The organism is Micromonospora sp. NPDC048835 (assembly GCF_040649995.1).
Lineage (GTDB): Bacteria > Actinomycetota > Actinomycetes > Mycobacteriales > Micromonosporaceae > Micromonospora.
Window position 1 is genome coordinate 178803 of record NZ_JBEZGM010000008.1, and the last position, 23126, is coordinate 201928.

Here is a 23126-nt window from a genome sequence, read left to right on the forward strand (position 1 = left end):
TCGCGGCGGCACTGCCGGTGACCCTCTGCCGCCACCGTCGTCCTGGCCTGGCACGGGCGCTTCGCTGCGGCGTAACCGCTGGGTAACAGCCGCCACGTCGTCGGTATGACGCTTCCGCTATGCCGAACATCGATCGCCGTCACATTAATATCTACGTGCATCGATGACTCGGCGGCCGGTGGTCGTCGAACGAGCGCAGGGGAGTGGGTATGTTCCGACGACAAGTGCGACGCGTGGCGCTGGCCATGCTGGTGGCGGTCCTGGCGGCAGCCGGGATGCAACTCGCCACCGGTGCGCCGGCCGCCGCCGTCCGGACCGTCTACTACGACGCGAGCCGCACCGGCGAGTTCCGCACCAACTTCGACCAGGCGGCGCAGATCTGGAACAGCCGGGTCAGCAACGTCCGGCTCCTGTCCGGTACCCCGGCCAGCATCACCATCTACGTCGACGACGGCTGGCCGCGCGCGCAGCCGACCGGCCTCGGCTCGGGTCGGATCTGGATGGGCCGCACCGCCGTCAACCAGGGCTACGACCGCACCCGCATCGCCACCCACGAAGTCGGGCACATCCTGGGTCTGCCGGACCGGCGCACCGGCCTCTGCACCGACCTGATGTCCGGCAGCAGCGCACCCGTGTCCTGCCGCAACGCCAACCCCAGCGCGGCCGAGGCGAGCCGGGTGAACTCGCTGTTCGCCGGCACCCTGGCCGCACCGGCAGGCACGACGTACACCTGGAACGCCGGCTCGGACATCGGCCCGACGGTGGTCGGCGGCCGACCGGCCACCGAGAACTACCCCTTCATGGTGTACGTCTCCGGCTGTACGGGGACGCTGATCAAGGCGAACTGGGCGGTCACCGCCAAGCACTGCTCGACGCCGTCCTCGGTGCGGGTGGGCAGCGTCAACCGTTCCAGCGGCGGGACCGTGGTCCGGGTGACCCGAGCGGTCAACCACCCGAGCGTCGACGTCAAGCTGCTGCAACTGGCCAGCTCGGTCACGTACGCGCCGGCTCCCATCCCGAGCAGCTCCGGCGCCGTCGGCACCGCCACCCGGATCATCGGCTGGGGCCAGACCTGCGCTCCCCGGGGCTGCGGATCGGCCCCGGCGGTGGCCAACGAACTGGACACGTCCATCGTGGCCGACAGCCGGTGCTCCGGCATCAACGGCACGTACGAGATCTGCACCAACAACACCAACGGCAACTCCGGCGCCTGCTACGGCGACTCGGGTGGGCCGCAGGTGCGTCAGGTCAACGGCGTGTGGAACGTGATCGGCGCGACGAGTCGGGCCGGCAACAACAACTCCACCTGCGCCACCGGGCCGTCCATCTACGTCGACCTGCCGTCGATCCGCTCGTGGATCTCCACGCAGGTCGGTGGTCTGCCCGTCTGACCCACGGACGTCGCGGGCGGGGGCGAGCGCCGGACGCGCCCCCGCCCGCCAGCCCCACCCGCAAGCCCGCCCGTCGGGCTCAGGATGCCGAGTAGGCACCCTCCTGCCGGGGGATCGTGTCGTCGTACGCCCCGACCGGCCCGCTGTAGCGGGCCTTGCCCTTCGGGTACGGCCAGGCGTTCGCGGTGCAGCCGTGCAGACCCAGCGTCTGCTGCTGCATCACCGGGGCCGGTCGACCCCGCCCGGGGCACCGCTCGTGGCCGTACCCCAGTTTGTGCCCCACCTCGTGGTTGACCATGTACTGCCGGTAGGTCTCCAGGCTCGCCCCGTAACGGGGCACCCCCTTGACCCAGCGCGCCACGTTGAGCACCACCCGGGCCCCGTTGCGGCAGGAGGTGTAGGCGTCCGCCACGTCCTGGCAGAGGGTGTCGCGGGTGCCGGGGGTCGCCAGGTAGATGGTGAAGTCGGTCGGCTCACCGGCACCGACCCGGCGCAGCCGCCACGCCCCGCCCGCCGTCCAGCCTCGGGGGTCGTTGAGCGTCGCGGTGATCGCCGTGGCGATGTCGGCAGCCGGCAGGCCCTTGATGTCGCGTTCCACGGCGACCCGGTAGCGCAGCAACTGGCCGCGCGTCGCGCGTCCGGGCGTCGTCTCGCCGCGCGCGACCGACCAGCGGTTGCCACCGGCGGCCGGGTAGCTGACCGGGGTGACGGGCGTGGCGCTGGGGGTGACCGTGGTGGTCTCGCTCGGCCGACCGGTCGGTGTCGTCGGTCCGCTGGGCAGCGCTCCGGCGGCGACCGGGTCGGTGGCGGGTTGCCCGGCGGCGGGCAGCCCGCATCCGGTGAGCAGCGCCACCAGCAGCAGCGACGCCATCGGGGCTGTACCCGGGCGGCGGGTAGCCTTCGTCGACATGTCTCTCCCCTCGCGCGTCGCTCGGCGGCGGCGCGGAGGAGAAGACGGGTGACCGTGGCGAAAAGTTGATGTGATCCAGGGCTCAACCTTTTGCCGGCCTCACCCGTCTGTAGCTCTGTGGCACGGGGAGGGTTCGTGGTGGCGCGCGGGGACGCGGAATTCGTCGAGTTCGCGCGGGCGGCGTCGGCGCGACTGGTGCATGCCGCGTTCCTGATGACCGGCGACCACCACCAGGCCGAGGATGCCGCGCAGACCGCCCTGGTCCGCACCTACGCGTCGTGGTCGCGGATCCACGACGACGACGCCTACGGGTACGCCCGCCGCACGCTCGTCAACCACCTGGTCGACGGGTGGCGTCGGCCGATGCGGGAGTACCCGACCGACGAGGTGCCGGAGCAGCGGCGCGGCGACGTGGCCGACGACGTGGCCACCCGGCGCTGGTTGATCACGATCCTCGGTGCGCTCAGCCCCCGGGAGCGCGCCATCGTCGTCCTGCGCTACTACTTCGACCTGCCGGAGGCGCAGGTGGCCCGGGAACTCTCCGTGTCCGTCGGCACGGTCAAGAGCACCAGTTCGCGAGCGCTGGAGAAGTTGCGCACCGCCGCGCCCCGTACGGCCGATGAGGAGGCGCGTCGATGAGCGAGCTGGAACGGCTCCGTGCTGCCATGCGGGCGACCGAGCGCCCCGACACCGTGCTCGATCTGGCCACCGTGATGCGCGAGGGCCGTCGGTTGCGCACCCGTCGGCGCGTCGCCGGTGCCGGGGCGGCGACCCTCGCGACCGGCCTGGCCAGCGTGGTCGTCGTGGTGGCGGTCGGCGCGTCCGGACCTGGCGGTCCGGCCCCGACCAGGCATCCGGCGCCGGTCGCCGTCGCCCCTCCGTCGGTGGGTCCCTCGCCGCTGGCGGAGACGTCACTGAGCCCCACGCCGCCGCCGACGATGGGCCGCGACGTGCCGCAGCCGAAGCCGATGGGCCAGATCGTGGACAGCAAGGTGCGGCACGGCACCGACCGGCGGGTCTACTACTTCGTGCCGGTGTCCGTGCCCGGTGAACCCAGGGTGTCCATCGGTCTGGCCGCCGGTCGCCAGGCTCCGGATGGTGGGCTGAACACAGACCTCCTGCTCAACGACGTGCAGGGCAGCGACCGCAGCGCCGGATTCCACCAGATCGGCTACGACGAGGGTTCGGCCGGCGCGCCGGTGCCCACCTTCGGCTACTTCGTCGGCCCCGCCGACCGGATCATCGGCACCGTCGACGGTCGGCAGGTCGACGCCCGGGTGGCGCGCTGGAGTGCCGACAAGCAGGTGGTGATCTTCTGGTTCGACCCGACCCAGCTCACTCCGGGCGAGCGGCTGGACGGCATCGTCGCCCGCGACGGCACCGGCCGGCGACTCTGACGCGACGCCGCTCAGAGCAGTCGACGCTCGATGGTCACCGTCGTCCCCTCGGCGGTGGAGACCAGCCGCACGTCACCGTAGGCGTTCATCAGCAACGCGCCGCGGCCCCGGTCCATCGCCGGCCGACGGTCCCGCCAGGTGCCGAAGTCCCGAACCGAGATCCGGATCAGCTCGTCACCCACCTGGACGCGCACCCGCACCTCCGGACGGCTGGGCCGCTGTGCGTGCTCGACGGCGTTGTTCATCGCCTCGGAGGCGGCGAGCAGGATGTCTTCCAGCAGGTCCGGGTCGACGTCCCGGTCGTCAAGCGCGCCCCGGACGTCCCGACGCATCGCCGCGGCCGAGGTGGGTGTGGACGGGTAGGTCCAGCCGACGTCCAGGAGGTCGCCCAGACCGTCCGGGTCGGTCGGCGGCGCGTCGGCGACCACTGACGTGTCACCGACGGTTTCGACCGCCGGTGCCGGCGGGACGGTGCCGGCCGGGGCCGGTCGCGCCGACGACGCCCGGGCGGCGACCGCCGCCGGGCCCCCGCCGCTGGCCGCCGCCGGCGCACGGTCGCGGGCCCGGCGGATGCTGGCCCGGATCCGGGCGATCAACTCGGTCGCGGCGAAGGGTTTCACCACGTAGTCGTCGGCGCCCAGGCTCAGGCCCTCCACGCTTGCCTCCCCGCCGGCGCGGGCGGAGAGCACCAGCACCGGCAGCGCCCGGGTCGCCGGGTCCGCGCGGAGCCGGCGCACCAGCTCGAAGCCGTCCAGCACCGGCATCATCACGTCGGTCAGGACCAGGTCCGGCAGGTCGCGGTGGATCTCGTCGAGGGCCTGCCGGCCGTCGGTGACCGCCCGCACCCGCCACCCCTGCCCGCTGAGGAGCCGGGTGAGGTACGCCCGCATGTCGGGGTTGTCGTCGGCGAGCAGGATCCGGGCCCCGGCCAGCTCGTCGGTGGCCGGTCCGGCCGTCGGGTCGGGTTCGGCGAGCGCGTCGCCCGGTTCGGTGAGCCAGCCCATCGCCTCCTGCACGGCGGCGCGGGCCGCGTCGCCGCGTCCCTCCACGGCCGGGCCGGTGACGGCGGGGCGGTGCGCCGCCGACCAGGGCAGTGTCACGGTGAACCTGCTGCCGACACCCACCTGGCTGGTCACCCGTACGTCGCCGCCCTCGAGTCGCGCCAGCTCGTGCACCAGGGCCAGGCCGATGCCCGTGCCCTCGTGGCTGCGCGAGCGGGAGCCGCGCACCCGGTGGAAGCGTTCGAAGAGTTTCGGCAGATCCCGCTCGGCGATGCCGATGCCGGTGTCGGCGACGGTGAGGCGGACCTCCTCGTCGTCGGCGTCGAGGGCGACCCGGATGGAGCCGATGAACGTGTACTTCAGGGCGTTGGAGAGCAGGTTCGTGACGATGCGTTCCCAGTTGACCGGGTCGACCGCGACCGGACGGGGCAGCGGCGGACAGTTCACCTCGAGAGTCAGCCCGGCCCGCTCGACGGCGGCCCGGAACACGCCGGCCAACTCGGCGGTGAGCGCGGCCAGGTCGACCACCCGGGCATCGCTGCGGGCCCGCCCCGCCTCCAGGCTGGAGAAGGTGAGCAGGCTGTTGACAAGCGTCAACAGTCGGGTGGCGTTGCGCCAGCCGGCCTCCACCCGCTCCCGCTGCACCCCCGGCAACGGCGCGGTGGCGTCGGTGAGGGCGTCGGTAAGCGGGCCGAGGATGAGGGTCAACGGGGTCCGGAACTCGTGGCTGACGTTGGCGAAGAAGTCGGTCTTGACCCGGTCCAGCTCCGCCATGGCCTCGACCCGGCGCCGCTCCTCCTCGTACTCCTGCGCGTTGCGCAACGCCACCGACGTCTGCTGGGCGAGAAGCTGGTGAAAGGAGTGGTACGCCTCGTCGAGCCCTCGGCTGGGGCTGACCCCGACGAGCAGTACGCCGATCGGCTGGCCCTCGTCGGCGGAGGGCAGCGGCAGGGCCAGGGCGGTGCGGACCGGGTCGTTCCACGGGCCGGCGGGCAGCGGCAGCCGGTCGACGACGTCGGTCACCTGGGTCGCCCGGCCCTCGGCGGCGTCGGCCAGCCCCCAGGCGTACGCGGTCGGCCCCGGGTCGGTCAGCTCGACGGCGTCCGGTAGCGCCCGGGCGTGCCCCTGGTCGCCGCCGGTGCAGGCGACCCGCCGCAGCGCCGTGCGGTCGCGCAGGTAGATGGCGGCGAACGGTACGTCCAGGGGGTGCCCGTCGATCACGTCGATCAGCCGAGCGCCGGTGGTGTCCACGTCGACGGTGCGCCCGTCGCCGAGGACCGACAGGTCGCGCAGGAGACGGAGCCGGCGTTCGCCGACCACCTGCTGGGTGACCTCGCTGCACACGGTGAGCACGCCGACGGTGCGGCCGTCGTCGTCGCGGGCCGGGGCGTGCGAGACGCTGAAGTACGCCTCCTCGCGGTAGCCGGCCCGCTCCAGCAGCAGTTGCAGCGCGGGGACCCAGCTGGCCACCCCGGTCGCCATGGCCTCCTCGATCAGCGGGGCGAGCACGTACCAGCCCTCGGCCAGCGTCACCCGTACGTCGTCGCCGAGCGCGGCGGGGTGCTTCTCGCCGATCAACGCGGAGTACGCGTCGTTGTAGAGCTGGGAGTAGCTGTCACCCCAGAGCAGCAACATGGGGTACCGGGAGGAGAGGACCATCCGGACGGCGGCGCGCAGACTCTGCGGCCACTCGTCGACCGGGCCGAGTGGGGTGCGGGCCCAGTCCAGCTCGGCCAGCAGCCGGCCGGTCTCACCGCCGCCGAGGAACAGGTCAGTGCCGGGTCGTGTCACGCTCGATCCGACCCCACCGCAAGCCCCCGTTCCGGGCCCAACGACCCCTGCCGTGTTACCTACCCATCCTGACACCTCTACTCACCTGTGCTGACGCCGGTACCCACCGTCGAACCGTCGGTGGTTCGGGACGAACGCCCGATGCCCAACAGATCGATCTCTGTAATTGTCTCGGGTATCTCTCCAACCCCGAGGAGCCCCCATGAGAGGCAGAACGCTGAGCGCGGGAGTCGCGCTCGCCGTGTTCGCCGGGATGACGGTGACGCTTGCCGCCCAGACGGCGACCGCGTCACCTCCGACCGCGACGACGCCGACCCGGCCGATCGCCGCGGCCGCCGCCGCGCTGGCAGCACCGGACATCTCCGTCAGCAACGTCCAGGCGCACCTGACCCAGTTCAACGCCATCGCCACCGCCAACGGCGGCAACCGACGGGCCGGCTCGGCCGGCTACACCGCCTCGCTCACCTACGTCAAGACCAGGCTCCAGTCGGCCGGCTACACCGTCAGCGAGCAGTACTGCTCCAGCTGCCGGTACCCCTCGAACAACCTGATCGCCGAGTGGCCCGGCGGCCCGGCCGACCAGGTGGTCATGTTCGGCGCGCACCTGGACGGCGTCTCGGCCGGCCCGGGCATCAACGACAACGCCACCGGCTCGTCGACCCTGCTGGAGAACGCACTGGTCCTGGCCGCGCAGAACCCGACCATGACCAAGCGGGTGCGGTTCGCCTGGTGGACCGACGAGGAGCAGGGGCTCAACGGCTCCCGGTTCTACGTCAACTCGCTCAGCGCCACCCAGCGCGGCTACCTCAAGGGCTACTACAACTTCGACATGGTCGGCTCGACAAACGGCGGCTACTTCATCAACCGGCTCACCTCCACCACGGCGGCCCCGCTGAAGGCGTACTGGGACTCCCTGGGTCTGCAACCGGAGGAGAACGTCGAGGGTCAGGGCCGATCCGACGACTACTACTTCCAGCAGGCAGGCATCCCCACCTCGGGCTACGCCGCCGGCGCCAGCGCCCGCAAGACCAGCTCCCAGGCGGCCAAGTGGGGCGGCACCGCCAACTCCGCGTACGACCCGTGCTACCACCGGTCCTGCGACACCACCGCAAACGTCAGCGCCACCGTGCTGAACCGGGCGGCCGACGGTGTCGCGTACGCGCTGTGGCAGCTCGCCGTGAGCGGAGGGGCCCCGACCTGCACCGCCGCTCAGGTGGTCGGGAACGGTGGCTTCGAGAGCGGTAGCACCACGTGGACCGCGTCCTCCGGCGTGATCACCAGCGCCAGCGGCCAGCCGGCCCGTTCCGGGTCGTACAAGGCGTGGCTCAACGGGAACGGCGGCACCGGCACCGAGAGCCTGACCCAGTCGGTGACCCTGCCGGCCGGGTGCGCCACCTACACGCTGTCGTTCTGGCTGCACATCGACACGGCCGAGACCACCACCTCCCGGGTGTACGACCGGCTGACCGTGCAGGTGGGTTCGACCACGCTCGCGACGTACTCGAACCTCAACGCCGCTACCGGCTACGTGGAACGCAGCTTCGACGTGGCCGGGTTCGCCGGTCAGACGGTGACGCTGCGGTTCACCGGCACCGAGGACTCGTCGTTGCAGACCAGCTTCGTGCTCGACGACGTGACGTTGCAGGCGAGCTGACCGCGTACCCGTGACGGAGGGCCGCCGCCGGTGCCTGCCGGCGGCGGCTCGTCACGTTCGGCGTCAGGGGAGCTGCGGGTAGAGCGCGGCGACGCCGCCGGACAGCCCGGCCTGCACCTGCCGGCTGATGTCGTCGGCCACGATCTCGTAGGCGTCGGCCTCGATGCCGTCCACAGCGATGCGGGCAATCACCGCCGGGTCGGACTTCGGGCCGGTGATGGCGGCGGCCATGTCGGTGTCCAGGTAGCCGACGTGCAGGCCGGCGACCCGGACAGCCCGCTCGGCGAGTTGGACGCGCAGCACGTTCGTCATCGACCACTCGGCGGACTTGGCGACGCTGTAGGCCGGGTGGTTCGGATGGCCGAACCAGGACAGCACGGAGAGCACGTTGAGGATGGTTCCGCCGCCGTTGCCGGCGATGACCGGCGTGAACGCCCGGATCGTCGACAGGGTGCCGATGTAGTGGGTCTCCAGCTCCAGCCGGATGAGGTCGAGGTCGCCGTCGAGCAGGTCGGTCCGGGTGTCGATGCCCGCGTTGTTGATCAGCAGGTTCACCCCGCCGGCCAGCCCGGCGGCCGCAGCCACCGAGGCGGGGTCGGTGATGTCGAGGCGGACCGGCGTCACGCCGGGCAGGTCGACGGTGTCGGGGTTGCGGGCGCCGGCGTAGACGGTGGCGCCCCGGGCGAGGAGTTCGGCGGCCAGGTGCCGGCCGAGGCCACGGTTGGCGCCGGTGACGAGTGCGGTGCTTCCAGCGATCTTCATGGGTGCCACGCTAGCCGACCTGGCTTCTGTTAAGCAAAGTCAGCTAGGTCACGGGCTCGGCCGACCGAATCGGGAATACGACCGGACGCGCCCACACCCCGCCCGGTGACGACTCGTATCCTTTCCGCGAACCTTCGCAGGAGCCGAGATGGGAGACGGTGTGAGCAACCAGGCCGAAACGTTGGAATTCCAGGCCGAGGCGCGTCAGCTCCTCCAGTTGGTGGTCCACTCGATCTATTCGAACAAGGACGTCTTCCTGCGGGAACTCATCTCGAACGCGTCCGACGCACTGGACAAGCTCCGGCTGGCCACCCTCGTCGACAAGGACCTCGTCGCCGACACCGACGACCTGCACGTCGCCCTGGAGGTCGACCGCGACGCCCGTACCCTCACCGTCCGGGACAACGGCATCGGGATGACCCGCGACGAGGTCGTCGCACTGATCGGCACGATCGCCAAGTCGGGCACCGCCGAGCTGCTGCGCCAACTGCGCGAATCCGCCGACGCCCACGCCAAGCAGGACCTCATCGGGCAGTTCGGCGTCGGCTTCTACGCCGCCTTCATGGTCGCCGACCGGGTCACCCTGCTGACCCGCAAGGCCGGCGAGACCGGCGGCACCCGCTGGGAGTCCACCGGCGAGGGCACGTACTCGATCGAGGCGGTCGACGACGCGCCGCAGGGCACCACGGTGACCCTGCACCTCAAGGCGGCCGACACCGAGGACAACCTGCACGACTACACCGCCGAGTGGACCGTCCGCGAGATCGTCAAGCGCTACTCCGACTTCATCGCCTGGCCCATCCGGATGACCGTCGAACGCCCCGGCGCCGACGGCGAGGCCGCCACCAGCGAGGTGCAGACCCTCAACTCGATGAAGGCGCTCTGGGCGCGGCCCCGCGACGAGGTCGACGCCGCCGAGTACAACGAGTTCTACAAGCACGTCAGCCACGACTGGGCCGACCCGCTCGAGGTCGTGCACATGAAGGGCGAGGGCACCTTCGAGTACGAGGCACTGCTCTTCCTGCCCAGCCACGCCCCCCTGGACCTGTTCTCCCCGCAGGGCCGCCGTGGCGTCCAGCTCTACGTCAAGCGCGTCTTCATCATGGACGACTGCGAGGCGCTGGTCCCGACCTACCTGCGCTTCGTCAAGGGCGTGGTCGACGCACACGACCTCTCGCTGAACATCTCCCGGGAGATCCTCCAGCAGGACCGGCAGATCCAGATCGTCCGCCGCCGCCTGGTCAAGAAGGTCCTCGCCACGGTGAAGGACCTCAAGGCCAACCACGCCGAGCGCTACCGCACCTTCTGGACCGAGTTCGGCGCGGTGGTCAAGGAAGGGCTGATCGACGACACCGACAACCGGGACACCCTGCTGGACGTCCTCTCGGTGGCCTCCACCAACGACCCGGACGAGCCCACCGACCTCGCCGGCTACGTGTCGCGGATGAAGGACGGCCAGACCGACATCTGGTACGCCACCGGCGAGTCCCGGGCCGCCACCGAGAACTCCCCGCACCTGGAGGCGTTCCGGGCCAAGGGGCACGAGGTGCTGCTGCTCACCGACCAGGTCGACGAGGTGTGGGTCGAGCGGGTCGGCACGTACGACGGTCGGCCACTGCGCTCGATCGCCAAGGGCGAGATCGACCTGGACACCGACGAGGAGAAGCAGCAGGCCGAGGCCGAGCGCGAACAGCAGCGACAGGAGTTCGCCGGGCTGCTCGACTGGCTGGGCACCACCCTCACCGACAGCGTCCGCGAGGTTCGCCTGTCGTCGCGGCTGACCACCTCACCGGCCTGCGTGGTCGGCGACGCCCACGACCTCACCCCGACCCTGGAGAAGATGTACCGGGCCATGGGGCACGAGGTACCCCCGACCAAGCGGATCCTGGAGATCAACCCCGGTCACCCGCTGGTGTCCGGGCTGCGCAAGGCCCACGAGCAGGGCAGCGACCCCACCGCCCTGACCGAGACCGCCGAGCTGCTCTACGGCCTGGCGGTGCTCGCCGAGGGCGGTGAGCTGACCGACCCGGCCCGCTTCACCCGGACGCTCGCCGACCGGCTGGCTCGCACCCTCTGAGGCGTGTTTCATAACCACTCGCCGATGATGGTGATGGTCAGGACGGCTTGGAAGCGGACGGCTAACCTGTCGTAGCGGGTGGCGACGCCGCGGTGGCGTTTGAGGCGGGCAATGCCGTTCTCGACGGCGTGGCGCAGCCGGTATTGCTGCGGGTCGAACTTCGGCGGGCGCCCGCCGCGGGAGCAGCCCATCCGGGCCGGTCAGCGACAGCCCTTGTTCCTTCGCGGCCCGGACCAGCTCAGCGGCAGCCCTCGCCTCCGCCGACGGCTCGGGCCGCTTCTTGCGTCCGGTCTGATCGTTACTGTCGCGGTCATCACGGCACCTCCGCACCAGGCACAACGCCTAGCGGGTCAGGCCGGAAACACCGTTAGACCCACGGACCCCCGTCAGGCCGCGCCGAGGCCGTTCATGAAGGTGGCTACGACGAGGTCGGCGGTTTGCGGTGGCGTCAGGGTGGGGAACTGGTGGGCGGCGGCGTCGACGAGTTGGTCGAGGACCGTTCGCGCCCAGGTCATGTCCACGTCGCCGCGGAGGTATCCCTCGTCTCGTGATCGGCGGATGAAGGCGTCGACTCGGGCGCTCTGCGCCTGACGGCGGATGCTGGCGGCAGGGTCGTTCTGCATCATGCGGCGAGTGTCGAGAGGCCATTCGCGACTGACGGGGACGATTCCCTCGACGTAGCGGTGCAGGGCGACGGGCACGGGGGCCTCGGTCAGGCGGGCCTCGTCGAGGACGTTTTCGGCGGAGTCGAGCTTGGCCTGGAAGACGGCGCTGAGCAGGGCTTCGCGGTTCGCGAAGCGGCGGTGCAGGGTGGTGCGGTCCACTCCGGCGGCAGCGGCGACGGCTGACATGGAGGTGCCGGGGTCCTCGGCCAGAAGTCGAGCTCCGGCGCGGAGGACGGCATCTAGGTTGCGGGCGGCGTCGGCTCTCATGGTGCTGCGATCTTACTCGACCGTTTCAGTTACCCGGCAATCTCCTACCTGTGAGCTGCGGAACAGAATATTAACGCCTCACTGCTGTTGCATTTAGCGACCGTAGCTCTACGGTTGTGTTGCTGCCCGCTCCGGGTGGCGAGGAATGACAAGCGAGAGGATGCGTACGATGACAAGGACTTGGCTGATCACCGGTGGCTCGCAGGGCCTGGGCAAGGCACTGGTGCTCGCAGCGCTGGAGGCCGGCGACCGAGTAGTGGCGACTTCCCGCAAGCCGGAAGCGCTGGCTTCCCTGGTGGCAGAGCACCCCGAGCGTCTCGCGGCCGTCGCGCTCGACGTCACCTCCCCGGCGAAGGCCCGAGAGGTGGTCGCCGCGGCGGTGCAGCGGTTCGGCTCCATCGACTTGGTGGTCAACAACGCGGGCTACGCCACCAGCGGCTCGATCGAGGACTTCCCCGAGGAGGAATTCCGCGCGCAGGTCGAGGCGAACCTGTACGGCGTGGTCAATGTGACGAGGGCGGTCCTACCCGTGATGCGCGGGCAGCGCTCCGGGCATATCGTGCAGATCTCCTCGATCGGCGGCCGGGTGGGCGGCACCCCTGGCCTGGGTGCCTACCAGACGGCGAAGTTTGCTGTGGAGGGCTTCTCCGAGGTCCTCGCCAACGAAGTGGCCCCCTTGGGCATCAAGGTCACCATCGTCGAGCCGGGTGGTATCCGCACCGGCTGGGCCACCGGGGCCGCCGAGCCTTCCGGTCCCATCACGCCTGACTACGAGCAGACGGTTGGCGCGTGGCTGGATCGATTCGCGCAGTATGCCGGGAACGAGCCCGGCGACCCGGACCGCATGGCCCGCGCCATCGTCGACACTGTGGACGCCGCGGAGCCTCCGCGCCGGCTGCTGCTCGGCAGTGACGCACTAGGGATCGCGATCAGCTCAGAGGAAGGCCGTATAGCGGAAGCCAACTCGTGGGCCGAGGTTAGCCGGTCCACGGATTACCCCACCGCCTGACCGACTCCGTGGTGGCTGGGGAACGGGGCCGGTCAATGCGCGCCGCATACCTGCCCCGCTCCGCGAGCGCAACCCAGTTCGCCAAAGGGATGAACGCAATGATCAAGACCTTTTTGATAGCCGGCGCGGCGGGGGGACTGGGCGGCCGGGTCGTCGAGGCCGCCCTCGCCGCCGGCCACAACGTAGTAGCGACCGACCTCGCGCCCCACGGCGTCTCTGTACCTGACGAGTACCGCGACCGGTTGCGCGTACGCACCATGGACGTCACCGATCCGGACTCCGCCCGTGCTGCGGTCGCTTGCGCGGTTGCCGAGTTCGGCGCGGTCGATGTGCTCGTGAACAGCGCCGGTGCCCGAACTGTCGGTTCGATCGAGGACATGTCCGACGACGATTTCCACCGCGATGTCGACGTCAACTTCTTCGGTGCGGTCAACACCGTGCGCGCCGTCCTGCCGGTGATGCGCCCGCGTCGTTCTGGCAGCATCATCAACGTCTCCACCATCGGCGGCCGGCGCAACCAGCCCGGTCTGAGCGCCTACCAGTCATCCAAGTGGGCGCTGGGCGGTTTCACCGAGATCCTCGCCCGCGAGGTAGCCCCCATCGGGATCCGCGTCACCTTGGTGGAACCTGGCGGAATCCGAACCCCGTGGGCAGTCGCCCCGATGACGGTGCCGGACATCCACCCCGAGTACGAGGAAACGGTCGGCGCCTTCGCCCGCACCTACAGCAACAACCCCGACGTGCAGCGGGGCGACCCGGCCAAGATGGCCGCCGCGATCCTGAGGCTCACCGAAGAGCCGGCACCGCCGATGCGGCTTCTGCTCGGCTCCGACGCTGCCTGGCTCGCCCCGCAGATCACGACGGCGCGAGCCGCGGAAGACGCGGCGTGGCGCGAACTCAGCGTATCCACCGACCTCGACGGACTCGGCGATTTCGCCGACACCGAGGTCGCGCGGATGGTCCGCCCGGCCAAGCCTTGATACCCACCCCACCATCCCCTTCCCTCCACCACTTCTCACCTGAGGAATGACAGACATGACTGTGCGCGACAAGCTCTACATCGGTGGTTCCTGGGTGACTCCCAGCGCATCGGAGCTGATGCTCGATATCCTGTCGCCCCACGACCAGTCGGTCATCGGCCGTGCGGCGCAGGCCGCGCCGGCCGACATCGACAGGGCGGTCGCTGCGGCGCGTGAGGCATTCGACCACGGCCCGTGGCCGCGTACCACGCCCGAAGAGCGCCAGGAGGTCGTGCGTCGCTACGATGCGCTGCGCACCGCTCGGGCCGACGACATCGCCGCGGCGATCTCGACCGAGAACGGCTCGGCGGGCTGGTTCACCAAGATCGGTCAGCCATTCCTGACCCGTCAGACCAACGCCTACCTCCAGGCAGCCGAGGAGTTCGGCTGGGAGGAAATCGTCACCCCGTCCGACCCTTCGGTGGCCTTCGACACCATCGTGCGGCGCGAGGCGATCGGTGTGGTCGCCGCGGTCATCCCGTGGAACTCTCCGTTCTCCGCCGCCACCGCGAAGCTGATCCCGGCTCTGCTGGCGGGCAACACCGTCGTGCTGAAGGTCTCCCCGGAGAACTCGCTGAGCATGATGCTGCTGGCCGACCTGTGGCACGAGGCCGGCCTGCCCGAGGGCGTCCTCAGTGTTCTTCCGGCGGACCGTGAGACCAGCGAGCACCTCGTCTCGCACGCCGACGTGGACAAGATCTCCTTCACCGGTTCGACCCGCGCCGGACGGCGGATCGCGGCGATCGCCGGGGAGCAGCTGAAGCGTGTGGGTCTCGAGCTGGGCGGCAAGTCCGCCGCCCTGATCCTGGACGACGCCGACCTGGCGGCTGCGATGCAGGGCCTCAGGTTCGGTTCGCTGGGCAACAACGGTGAGGCGTGCATCCTGCAAACTCGGATCCTGGCCCCGCGCAGCCGCTACGAGGAGGTCGTGGCCGCAGTGAAGGAAATGGTCGAGTCGCTGAAGGTCGGCGACCCCTCCGCCGCCGACACCTTCATCGGCCCGATGATCCGCCGCGACCAGCAGCAGCAGGTCATTGATTACATCAACATCGGCATCGAGGAGGGCGCACGGCTGGTGACCGGCGGGCCGCAGGTCCCGGCAGGCCTGGAGAACGGCAACTATGTCACACCGACCGTATTCGCCGACGTCGACAACGGCATGCGCATCGCGCAGGAGGAGATCTTCGGCCCGGTCCTGGCCGTCATCGCCTACGACAACGATGACGATGCTGTACGGATCGCCAACGACTCCGAGTACGGACTGTCCGGCGGCATCTGGTCCACGGACGCCGCCCGCGCCCTGGCCGTCGCCCGCCGGCTGCGCACGGGCACAGTCACGCTGAACGGCTCTCCGATCAGCTTCGACGGACCCTTCGGCGGCTACAAGGCCAGCGGCCTCGGCCGCGAGTACGGCAAGGTCGGCCTGACCGGCTACGTCGAGCATAAGTCGATCACCCGCACCCGGTAATCGCGTGTGCGAGGGCCTCGTCTGAGCGGCGTTCTCGTCTGCGCCCGGTTGGTCTCCGCAATGAGCTCGAAGCTCTTGAGCCGGTTACCGTATCCGTGCATGAAATTGGCGATCATGATCTCGTTCGCCCCCGTGCGCTCGGCCCCGCCTCCGCCTGGACGATCATGACGCCGACCGCGTGGGTGAGGATGTCGTGCAGGTCGCGGGCGATCCGGGTACGTTCGCGCAGCACCGCCGCCGAGCTGCTGCTCGCCGCGCCGACGTCGGGCTGGGGAACTGTCTATTCGCGTACCGGAGACTGGTTCCCGCTGTTGTCTCTGATCCTGCTGGTCGTCGCCGCCGTCGGGGCCGTTCGGACGGTCACGGTCCGTCGTTGCCCGTGAGCCGCGCCCGGATGCGTTCCGCGTCCGGGTGCCCGAGGTCGTCGAGGAGGCTCAACGCCCTTCGCCAGCTCCGGGTCGCCCCGGCCGCGTCGCCGGCCTCGGCCTGCGCCTCGGCCAGGTGCCCTAGCGTGTCCGCCTCGTAGTACCGGTCCCGGAACTCCCGGTACAGCTGCACCGCGTGCCGGTACGATACGACCGCCTCCGCCGGTCGCCCCGCGCGGTGCTGCGCGTACCCGAGGGTGTCCCAGGTCGGGGCCTCACCCTGGCGGTCGTCGAACTCCCGCAACAGCGCCAGGCCCTGCCGACACGCCTCGATGGCGGCATCGTGCTCACCCAGTTGGGCGCGGTACCAACCGATCGCGTTCAACGCCATCGCCTGCCCGTACCGGTGCCCGGCGGCGCGGTACAACGTCAGCGCCGCCTCCGCGGGCTGGACCACCTCTGCGCGCCGGCCCTGCCGGTCGGCCATCTCGGCCAGGTCCAGGCAGGTGTGCCCCTGGTTGGCCGGGTCGTCGAGGGCCCGGAACAGCTCAAGTGCCCGCTGAAGCTGACCGGGTGCCTCGTCGAGCTGGCCCAGCCGGGCCTGGGCCCGGGCCAGACTGCGGTGCGCGTGCGCCTGTCCGGCCGGGTCGCCACCGCGCCGCGCGGCGACAAGCGCCGTACGCTGCACCGCGAGCTGGTCGTGCCAGCCGCCCTGCCGGTCCAGAAAGATGGTCAGACTCCAGGCCAGTTGCCAGGCGTGCCGCTCGAACCCGGTGGCCGCACACCGCTCGACAAGTGCGATCAGCACCTCCCGCTCGCGGGTGAACCACGCCGCCGCCTCGTCGTGATCGCTGATCTTCTCCGGCCGGACCCCGGTGACAGCTGGCGGTAGCACGATCGGGTCCCAGTGCGGGTGCAGCAGCACGGCAGCAGCGTGCGCGCTGTGCAGGTAGTGATCGAAGAGGCGACCCCGCGCCTCAGCCCGGTCACCGGTCCGGTCCTGCTCGCCGGAGAGCTCGGCCGCGAAGGCCCGCAGCAGGTCGTGCATTGCGTACCGGTCCGGACCACGTTCGAGCACGAGGTGCGCGTCAGCGAGTTCGACGAACGCCGCCCGGACCTGGCGGCGCTCGACGCCGGCGAGGCTGGCCCCGGCCGCCGTACTGATCGTCAGGTCCGTGCTGCCGCCGACCAGCCGGAAGAGCCGGGCCGTCGACTCGGTCAGCAGGCGGTACGACCAGGACAGTGCCGTCCGCACGCTGCTGGCGGGATCGCCGGCGTCCAGCCCGTCCAGGCCCCCGTCGGTGCGCAACTGCGCGCCCAGCTCGGCCAGGGAGAGCTGTGGCCGGACCACCGCCCGAGCCGCCACCACGACCAGCGCCAACGGCAGCCGGTCACAGAGCCCGACCAACTCGCCGAGGGCAGCCCGTTCCCGCTCGGCCCGCACCCCGATCCGCGCGTGCAGCAGAGCGGCCGCGTCCCCGGCGGTGAGCAGATCCAGCACCAACGGCTCGGCGCCCTCGGTGGCCACCAGGCCGGTCAGCCGGTCCCGGCTCGTCACCAGCACCAGGCAGTGGGCGGACCCGGGTAGCAGCGGCCGGACCTGCGCGGCATCCCGGGCGTTGTCCAGCAACACCAGCATCCGTCGGCCAGCCAGCAGGCTCCGGTAGAGCGCTGTCTGCTCCTGCGGGTCGATCGGCAGTTCCCGGGGCGACACACCGAGCGCCGCGAGAAAGCCGCGCACCACCTGCTCCGCGCTGCGCACCACGCCACTGTGGCTGTAACCCTCCAGGTTGGCGTAGAGCTGCCCGTCGGGGAAACTCTCGACCACCCGGTGGGCCCAGTGCACGGCCAGCGCCGTCTTGCCCACCCCGGCCAATCCGGAGAGCACCGCCACCGGCACCGCGCCGGGATGCGCCTCGGCATTCGCCCGCAGGGCGTTCAGTCGAACCAGCTCTGCCTCCCGTCCCGCGAAGCCCCGGACGTCCGACGGCAACTGCGCCGGGACCGGGTGGGCCGGGGCCGGCCGCGCGACGGGACCGGCCGCCCCGGGAGTCGGCGCGGACTCGGCGCGGGGCGCCGGCACGGTGACCGCACCGCGCAGGATGGCCTGGTGCACCTGGCGAAGTTCCGCGCTCGGGTCCGCGCCGAGCACATCGGCCAACCGCTCCCGCAACCGGGCGTAGTACGCCAGGGCCTGTGCGCCTCGTCCGGCGGCGGCCAGCGCGCGCAACAACGCGGCGGCGACCGGCTCGTCGAGCGGGTGTTCGTCGGCGAGCCGGGTCAACGGGTCGATCACGGCATCCGGCTCACCCCGGCGGAGCGGGCCGCGGGCCCACCGCACGACGGTGTCGATGTGCCGACGGTGCCAGTCCTGTCGGATCCGGGCCGCCCACTCACCGGCCACGCCGGCCAACGGCTCGCCCCGCCACAGAGCCATGGCCCGGCGCAGCAGCTCCACGTGCTCCGGGTCGTCGTCGGCCAGTTCGTCGGCCCGCCGCCGCAGCGCGTCGAAGTGCTGCCCGTCGACGGTCTCCGGCGGTAGGTCCAGCAGGTACCCACCGGAGCGGCGGACCAGCGCGTCCGGAGCCCCGGCGGCGGCCAGCACCCGGCGGATCCGAGCGAGGTAGACGTGCAGGTTGTGCCGAACCCGAGGCGGCGGGGAATCACCCCAGACCCGATCCACAAGGGTTTCCGCGCGAACCGGCCGGCCCACGTCGACCGCCAGCGCGGCGAGGACGGCGCGTTGCCGGGCTGCCCCCGCGTCGATCAGCCGGCCGTCCGTCCACACCTCGACTGGCCCGAGGATCCGAATCTCCATGATCGCCGCTCGCCCCCGTGCCGCCGGTCGGCCAAGCCGGCAACCGCGACCGGATTGAGGTTCCGGCAGGAATCCGTCGACCTACCGCGCGAATCATCGTCGGCACGACGACATCTCTCAATCCGATGTCGGCAATTCGACTCACGGCCAAGAACAACCGGGCGTCCGGCACCGTCTCCACGTTCTGGGACAACGCCAACGCCACCGGGCTCCTCGGGTACCAGCACGCCTACGGCTACCGGGCGAACCTGGCGTACGACTCGGCCGCGATCGGCGGCACCTGGAACCAGCGCATCGAGGCCGTACGGGTCTGTTGAGGGCCGGCGTCTCCGGTGCGGGGAGGGACCGGAGACGCCACGACGGCGCCGGCCGGAATCCAACGGGGGATTCCGGCCGGCGCCGTCGTGCGGGTCAGCCCGGGTAGTAGCAGACGTTCGGGATGACCGGACCACCGTTGACCCCGAAGGTCGCGAAGCCCATCCACGCCCGGGTCTGCGGGCCGTACTCGCCGTCCTCGGCGATGTCCGCCCATGCCCAGGTGTCGTTGATCTTGCGCTGTGCGTACAGGACGGCGTTGCGGGTGTTGGTGCCGTACTGGCCGTCGAGCCGCAGCGACTGGGAGTAGCAGTTGTTCAGCGCCTCCTGCAACACCTTGACCGCGCTGTTGGAATTGCCGTACTTCAGGTAGCAGGTCTTGTTGCCGTCCTGCCAGCCGACGGTGGGCACGTGCATGTCACCCGGGTAACCACCGACCTTGTAGTAGGTCAGGCTGGTGCAGGTGGTGGCCGCCTGCGCGGCGGTCGGCGCGGCCAGGGCCAGGCCGGCGCTGGCGAGTACGGTCGCCAGAGCGGCGGTGGCGCTGCGGCGGCCGATGAGGCTTCGATGGATCGGCATGCTCTCCTCCTGAGGATGGGCTACCGGGGTCGACCCCGTGTGCCCGAAGCATCGCGACCATCGATCTACGATTTCCTGCTCGAACGTCAATTGCGAACGCTCGGCCGGATCACCGGCCGAGCGTTCCCGCGTGTGCGGTTCGGTACCCAGGTCGGGGTCACGCCGCTGAGGCGGATGCCTTCGACTCCCGGTGCGACGCCACCGGGCCGGCGTTCCAGCCCCAGCGCGGAGCCGGTACCGCGACGTCGCGGCGCCGGTCCGTGTCGACGTCGTCGCTGTCGGTCCCGTCGATGGACAGCTCGACCGAGGTGGATTCACCGCGGGCCAGTCGCAGCGAGTGCTCGGCGCCCGTACGCGCCGTGCACGGCCAGGACTGCCCGGCGCACTGGAGGTTGCGGCAGTGGCCCTCGTCGTCCGGCTCGTGAGCGCTCAGCACGTCGACAGCCAACTGCCACAGCAGCGGGTCGGTCACGTCGTGTGGGCGCTCCACGGTGCGGCTCGGTCGGTTGCTGGTGTCGTCGGACATGGTGGCCCCCCTCGTCAGGCTGTACCCGTCAAGGGTCACCCGTCAGCCGCCGGTTAAACCGCCGACCTGCTGTGATGTGTCCCTGGTCGCAGCTCGACCGTGGACACCGCACGCGTATCGGTCAGTCCGGCAGCAGCGGCATCTGCACCCCCGGCTCCCCAGGCCGCGGCTCACCGCCGTGTACGCCGACGTCCGGGGCGGCACGACGATCGCCTCCGGGCGGGGCCGGCGGGCCTGCTGGCCACCCATCGCGCTGCGGACGCCCCGCGCCCGGAGTCAGTCGAGGCAGAACTCGTTGCCCTCGGGGTCGGCCATGACGAGGTGACCGGCGCCCAACGGGGGAGCGGGCTCGTGCCGACCGAGCCGCTTGGCGCCGTGTGAGACGAGCCGTTCGGCCTCCACCTCCAGGGCCGCCATCCGCTCGTCACCCGTCAACCCCGGTGCCGCGCGAACGTCGAGGTGGACGCGGTTCTTCACCTGCTTGTGCTCCGGCACCCGCTGGAAGAACAGCCGTGGCCGCGAGCCCTCGGGATCGACCACCGCCGACGCGTCGTTGCGGTTCTCCGGCGGCACACCCATCGCCTCCAGCGCCTGGTCCCAGGTTGCGAAGTCACCGGGTGGCCCCTGCACCTGATAGCCGAGCGCCTCGGCCCAGAACATCGCCAACCGGGCCGGGTCGGCGCAGTCGACGGTGATCTGGACATCGCGGGTCGGTGTGGACGCCTGTTCGCTGATCTGGTCGGTCATGGTCCCAGCCTTCCTCGGATAGCGGACAGGATCGTTCCGCTATCCGTGCAACGATCGGGACGTGACGGCCGAGGCGACGACCGAGCGGGTGCTGCGCCTGCTGGCGCTGCTGCAACGGCGCTTGTCGTGGACGGCCGCCGAGCTCGCCGCCGAGCTGAGGGTCACCGACCGATGCGTACGCCGCGACGTGCAACGACTACGGGCGCTCGGCTACCCCGTGTACGCGCTGTCGGGCGTCGGCGGCGGTTATCGACTCGGTGCCGGCACTCGGCTACCGCCGCTGCTCCTCGACGACGAGGAGGCGATCGCCACAGCGGTCTCGCTGCGGCTCGCCGCCGGCGGCACTGTCGCCGGGGCGAGCGAGGCGGCGCTGCGGGCACTCGCGAAGCTCGACCAGGTGATGCCCTCACGGCTGCGCGCCGAGGTGCGGGCGGTGCACAGTGCCACCGACACCCTCATCGGCCCGGTCGCCGAGATCGACGCCGAGGTGCTGGTGACCCTCGCACGGGCCTGTCGAGACGGGGTACGGGTGCGGTTCCACTACCCCGGCCGGGGCACGGGGGAGCAGGAACGGACGGTCGAACCGATCCGGATGGTGACGACAGGTCGCCGCTGGTACCTGATGGCCTGGGACGTCGACCGTGACGGCTGGCGGACGTTCCGGCTGGACCGGATGCGGGCGGTGGCGGCGACGACCTGGCGTTTCCCGGCGCGGGAGCACCCCGATCCGGTCGCCTACGTGCAGCGGGCGGTGACCGGTGCGCCGTACCGTCATCTTGCCCGGGTGCGGGTCCGGGCCCCGGCCGACCGGGTGCGCGAGGTGGTTCCGCCGCAGGTGGGGCGGGTCGAGGACGACGGCGACGGGTGGTCGATCCTGGTCGTCGGCGGCGACGACCTGGACTGGCTCGCGGCGCACCTCGCCCGCCTGGATCACGAGTTGGAGGTGCTGGAGCCTCCCGAGCTGCGCGAGGCCGCAGGCCGGCTCGCCCGCCGTCTCGCGGCGCTGGCCGGTGCGACGTCGGAGCCCGGCGCGCGGTACGGCAACGTGTAGTGGCGCAGCGGCACCGGGCTGCCGTCCGGTGCGGCCCACGGTGCCGTGCTGGTGCCGACACACTGCCACCCTTCGCGCTCGTACAGCGCGGCGGCCGCGGTGCCACCGCCGGCCAACTCCAGCACCAGGTCCGTCGCGCGGGTGGCCGCCCACTGGCGAGCCCGCTCCAGCAGCGCGCTGCCCAGCGCCAACCCGCGGGCCTTCGGCACCACGAAGAGACGTGCCACCTCGGCCGTCGGCCGGGCCGGCGGCCCGCCTGCCGGGTCGGGCACCCGGTGCACCGCGACGTGGCCGACAACTGCCGCCTCGGCGTCGACGGCGACCCAGGCACGCGCCGGGTGCGGCTCGCGCAGCCAACCGTGTGGGTCGGCGGGCCAGTTCATCGGGTACCCGTCCACCCGGTGGACCTCGGCGAGCGCCGCGACGCAGCCGTCAAGATCGGTGGCGCGCCGCCGCCGGATACGCGGCGGGATCACAGGTCTTCGAACGGGCTGGCGTAGCGGAACTCCCCCCGGATCGACTCGCGCCATGCGTGCGACGGTCGAGCCATGAAGTACTGCGGCCCCCACGGCTGCGGCGGGGTGACGCCCAACTCGACGGCGGGCCGGAACCCGAAGCGCGGGTAGTACTCAGGATGCCCGAGCAGCACCACCAGCGGCTCGTCGCGCGCGTCGGCCGCGCCCAGCACCGCGTGCATCAACGCGCTGCCGACGCCGCGCCGCTGCCAGTCGGGCAGCACGCCGAGCGGCCCCAGGCCCAACGCCACCGCCGCGCCGGCCACCAGGCCGCGGGTGGCCACCACGTGACCGACCACCTGGCCGTCGGAATCGGTCGCCACCAGCGAGTACGCGGGCAGCCAGCCCTCGTCGGCGCGCAGCGCGTCGACAAGCGTCGCCTCGACCGGGACGCCGTCACCGTCAGCTTTGGCGAATGCGGCGGAGTGCACCGCTCGGATGGCGTCGACGTCGGCGGGCATCTCACGTCTGATCAGCACCGCGCCACCATAGACGCAGTGAGTTGCCGGCTCCACGCGTTTATCTCCGGCACCGATCCGCCGGCGGTCGTCGTGCCTGGCGGTCGTGGCGGCTGGCGGTTGTGGCGGCTGGCGGTTGTGGTGGGTGGCGGTGGTGGTTGCCGGCGGGCGGCACTTCGCGGACATGGCGGGGAACGCTTGATGTCTGTGAGTCATTATGATGCCGCCGAGTCATCAAGCGATCCGCGATCCGCGATCCGCGATCCGCGATCCGCGATCCGCGATCCGCGATCCGCGATCCGCGATCCGCGATCCGCGATCCGCGATCCGCGATCCGCGAT

The 23126-nt window shown here is 71.2% G+C and carries 20 protein-coding genes and 2 pseudogenes; 10 read left to right on the forward strand and 12 right to left on the reverse strand.

The window, feature by feature from the left end; genetic code table 11:
• Positions 1–209 precede the first annotated feature (209 nt).
• Positions 210–1391: a snapalysin family zinc-dependent metalloprotease gene (locus AB0C15_RS12525; RefSeq protein ID WP_357351299.1), complete on the forward strand. Its 1182-nt coding sequence runs from the start codon at positions 210–212 to the stop codon at positions 1389–1391.
• Between the two features lie 79 nt (positions 1392–1470).
• Here the strand turns inward: AB0C15_RS12525 and AB0C15_RS12530 are convergent, their stop codons facing one another.
• Positions 1471–2301: a DUF3152 domain-containing protein gene (locus AB0C15_RS12530; protein WP_357351300.1), complete on the reverse strand. Its 831-nt coding sequence runs from the start codon at positions 2299–2301 to the stop codon at positions 1471–1473.
• Between the two features lie 135 nt (positions 2302–2436).
• Between AB0C15_RS12530 and AB0C15_RS12535 the strand changes: the two genes are divergently transcribed.
• Entirely contained in the window at positions 2437–2940 is a 504-nt protein-coding gene (locus AB0C15_RS12535) for a SigE family RNA polymerase sigma factor (protein ID WP_357351301.1), read from the forward strand.
• On the forward strand, positions 2937–3698 hold the full coding sequence (locus AB0C15_RS12540) for a hypothetical protein (RefSeq protein ID WP_357351302.1): 762 nt from the start codon (positions 2937–2939) through the stop codon (positions 3696–3698). Before AB0C15_RS12535 ends, AB0C15_RS12540 begins: the two co-directional genes overlap by 4 nt.
• Before the next feature lie 11 nt (positions 3699–3709).
• On the opposite strand, the gene AB0C15_RS12545 is transcribed toward AB0C15_RS12540, so the two are convergent.
• Positions 3710–6490, reverse strand: coding sequence for an ATP-binding protein (locus AB0C15_RS12545; RefSeq protein WP_357351303.1), 2781 nt, complete (start codon positions 6488–6490; stop codon positions 3710–3712).
• 202 nt (positions 6491–6692) lie between these two features.
• On the opposite strand from AB0C15_RS12545, the gene AB0C15_RS12550 reads away from it, so the two are divergent.
• Positions 6693–8144 (forward strand): M28 family peptidase, encoded by a 1452-nt coding sequence (locus AB0C15_RS12550; protein WP_357351304.1) that lies wholly within the window; start codon positions 6693–6695, stop codon positions 8142–8144.
• 63 nt (positions 8145–8207) lie between these two features.
• On the opposite strand, the gene AB0C15_RS12555 is transcribed toward AB0C15_RS12550, so the two are convergent.
• A complete protein-coding gene (locus AB0C15_RS12555) occupies positions 8208–8906 on the reverse strand; it encodes an SDR family oxidoreductase (RefSeq protein WP_357351305.1) in 699 nt (232 codons plus the stop codon).
• A 148-nt stretch (positions 8907–9054) separates the two neighbouring features.
• Here AB0C15_RS12555 and htpG point away from each other — a divergent pair, with 148 nt between their 5' ends.
• The gene (gene htpG / locus AB0C15_RS12560) at positions 9055–10983 is read left to right on the forward strand and encodes a molecular chaperone HtpG (RefSeq protein ID WP_357351306.1); all 1929 of its coding nucleotides are present in this window, start codon (positions 9055–9057) and stop codon (positions 10981–10983) included.
• An 8-nt stretch (positions 10984–10991) separates the two neighbouring features.
• Here the strand turns inward: htpG and AB0C15_RS12565 are convergent.
• Both AB0C15_RS12565 and AB0C15_RS12570 read right to left on the reverse strand, forming a co-directional pair.
• Positions 10992–11177: pseudogene (locus AB0C15_RS12565) on the reverse strand (IS5/IS1182 family transposase); the annotation flags it as partial.
• A 192-nt stretch (positions 11178–11369) separates the two neighbouring features.
• Entirely contained in the window at positions 11370–11915 is a 546-nt protein-coding gene (locus AB0C15_RS12570) for a helix-turn-helix domain-containing protein (protein ID WP_357351307.1), read from the reverse strand.
• A gap of 169 nt (positions 11916–12084) precedes the next feature.
• Here AB0C15_RS12570 and AB0C15_RS12575 point away from each other — a divergent pair, with 169 nt between their 5' ends.
• The 3 genes from AB0C15_RS12575 to AB0C15_RS12585 all read left to right on the forward strand — a co-directional run bounded on the left by AB0C15_RS12575 (position 12085) and on the right by AB0C15_RS12585 (position 15411).
• On the forward strand, positions 12085–12924 hold the full coding sequence (locus AB0C15_RS12575) for an oxidoreductase (RefSeq protein ID WP_357351308.1): 840 nt from the start codon (positions 12085–12087) through the stop codon (positions 12922–12924).
• Between the two features lie 98 nt (positions 12925–13022).
• On the forward strand, positions 13023–13904 hold the full coding sequence (locus AB0C15_RS12580; protein WP_357351309.1) for an SDR family NAD(P)-dependent oxidoreductase: 882 nt from the start codon (positions 13023–13025) through the stop codon (positions 13902–13904).
• 61 nt (positions 13905–13965) lie between these two features.
• On the forward strand, positions 13966–15411 hold the full coding sequence (locus AB0C15_RS12585; protein WP_357351310.1) for an aldehyde dehydrogenase: 1446 nt from the start codon (positions 13966–13968) through the stop codon (positions 15409–15411).
• A gap of 112 nt (positions 15412–15523) precedes the next feature.
• Here the strand turns inward: AB0C15_RS12585 and AB0C15_RS12590 are convergent, their stop codons facing one another.
• Both AB0C15_RS12590 and AB0C15_RS12595 read right to left on the reverse strand, forming a co-directional pair.
• Positions 15524–15643, reverse strand: coding sequence for a histidine kinase (locus tag AB0C15_RS12590; protein ID WP_357351311.1), 120 nt, complete (start codon positions 15641–15643; stop codon positions 15524–15526).
• A 128-nt stretch (positions 15644–15771) separates the two neighbouring features.
• Positions 15772–18594, reverse strand: a complete 2823-nt coding sequence (locus AB0C15_RS12595; RefSeq protein ID WP_357351312.1) for a BTAD domain-containing putative transcriptional regulator — start codon at positions 18592–18594, stop codon at positions 15772–15774.
• 125 nt (positions 18595–18719) lie between these two features.
• Here AB0C15_RS12595 and AB0C15_RS12600 point away from each other — a divergent pair, with 125 nt between their 5' ends.
• Entirely contained in the window at positions 18720–18911 is a 192-nt protein-coding gene (locus AB0C15_RS12600; RefSeq protein WP_357351313.1) for a hypothetical protein, read from the forward strand.
• A gap of 94 nt (positions 18912–19005) precedes the next feature.
• Here AB0C15_RS12600 and AB0C15_RS12605 read toward each other — a convergent pair whose 3' ends face one another.
• The 3 genes from AB0C15_RS12605 to AB0C15_RS12615 all read right to left on the reverse strand — a co-directional run bounded on the left by AB0C15_RS12605 (position 19006) and on the right by AB0C15_RS12615 (position 20761).
• On the reverse strand, positions 19006–19488 hold the full coding sequence (locus AB0C15_RS12605; RefSeq protein WP_357351314.1) for a peptidoglycan-binding domain-containing protein: 483 nt from the start codon (positions 19486–19488) through the stop codon (positions 19006–19008).
• Between the two features lie 157 nt (positions 19489–19645).
• Positions 19646–20014, reverse strand: a complete 369-nt coding sequence (locus AB0C15_RS12610) for a hypothetical protein (protein WP_357351315.1) — start codon at positions 20012–20014, stop codon at positions 19646–19648.
• A gap of 276 nt (positions 20015–20290) precedes the next feature.
• Entirely contained in the window at positions 20291–20761 is a 471-nt protein-coding gene (locus tag AB0C15_RS12615) for a VOC family protein (protein WP_357351316.1), read from the reverse strand.
• 61 nt (positions 20762–20822) lie between these two features.
• On the opposite strand from AB0C15_RS12615, the gene AB0C15_RS12620 reads away from it, so the two are divergent.
• Positions 20823–21812, forward strand: coding sequence for a YafY family protein (locus AB0C15_RS12620; RefSeq protein WP_357351317.1), 990 nt, complete (start codon positions 20823–20825; stop codon positions 21810–21812).
• 74 nt (positions 21813–21886) lie between these two features.
• Here AB0C15_RS12620 and AB0C15_RS12625 read toward each other — a convergent pair.
• Positions 21887–22342 (reverse strand): annotated as a pseudogene (locus AB0C15_RS12625) (GNAT family N-acetyltransferase); the annotation flags it as partial.
• Complete coding sequence (locus AB0C15_RS12630; RefSeq protein ID WP_357351318.1) at positions 22285–22806, reverse strand: N-acetyltransferase; 522 nt, start codon at positions 22804–22806, stop codon at positions 22285–22287. The gene AB0C15_RS12630 and the pseudogene AB0C15_RS12625, both read right to left, overlap by 58 nt.
• Positions 22807–23126 lie beyond the last annotated feature (320 nt).

What these genes read in the sequence shown, in the direction of transcription:
- AB0C15_RS12525 (WP_357351299.1), top strand. Translation starts at nt 210, where the DNA reads ATGTTCCGACGACAAGTGCGACGCGTGGCGCTGGCCATGCTGGTGGCG.
- AB0C15_RS12530 (WP_357351300.1), bottom strand. Translation starts at nt 2,301, where the DNA reads ATGTCGACGAAGGCTACCCGCCGCCCGGGTACAGCCCCGATGGCGTCG.
- AB0C15_RS12540 (WP_357351302.1), top strand. Translation starts at nt 2,937, where the DNA reads ATGAGCGAGCTGGAACGGCTCCGTGCTGCCATGCGGGCGACCGAGCGC.
- AB0C15_RS12550 (WP_357351304.1), top strand. Translation starts at nt 6,693, where the DNA reads ATGAGAGGCAGAACGCTGAGCGCGGGAGTCGCGCTCGCCGTGTTCGCC.
- AB0C15_RS12555 (WP_357351305.1), bottom strand. Translation starts at nt 8,906, where the DNA reads ATGAAGATCGCTGGAAGCACCGCACTCGTCACCGGCGCCAACCGTGGC.
- htpG (WP_357351306.1), top strand. Translation starts at nt 9,055, where the DNA reads ATGGGAGACGGTGTGAGCAACCAGGCCGAAACGTTGGAATTCCAGGCC.
- AB0C15_RS12570 (WP_357351307.1), bottom strand. Translation starts at nt 11,915, where the DNA reads ATGAGAGCCGACGCCGCCCGCAACCTAGATGCCGTCCTCCGCGCCGGA.
- AB0C15_RS12575 (WP_357351308.1), top strand. Translation starts at nt 12,085, where the DNA reads ATGACAAGGACTTGGCTGATCACCGGTGGCTCGCAGGGCCTGGGCAAG.
- AB0C15_RS12580 (WP_357351309.1), top strand. Translation starts at nt 13,023, where the DNA reads ATGATCAAGACCTTTTTGATAGCCGGCGCGGCGGGGGGACTGGGCGGC.
- AB0C15_RS12595 (WP_357351312.1), bottom strand. Translation starts at nt 18,594, where the DNA reads ATGGAGATTCGGATCCTCGGGCCAGTCGAGGTGTGGACGGACGGCCGG.
- AB0C15_RS12600 (WP_357351313.1), top strand. Translation starts at nt 18,720, where the DNA reads ATGTCGGCAATTCGACTCACGGCCAAGAACAACCGGGCGTCCGGCACC.
- AB0C15_RS12605 (WP_357351314.1), bottom strand. Translation starts at nt 19,488, where the DNA reads ATGCCGATCCATCGAAGCCTCATCGGCCGCCGCAGCGCCACCGCCGCT.
- AB0C15_RS12610 (WP_357351315.1), bottom strand. Translation starts at nt 20,014, where the DNA reads ATGTCCGACGACACCAGCAACCGACCGAGCCGCACCGTGGAGCGCCCA.
- AB0C15_RS12615 (WP_357351316.1), bottom strand. Translation starts at nt 20,761, where the DNA reads ATGACCGACCAGATCAGCGAACAGGCGTCCACACCGACCCGCGATGTC.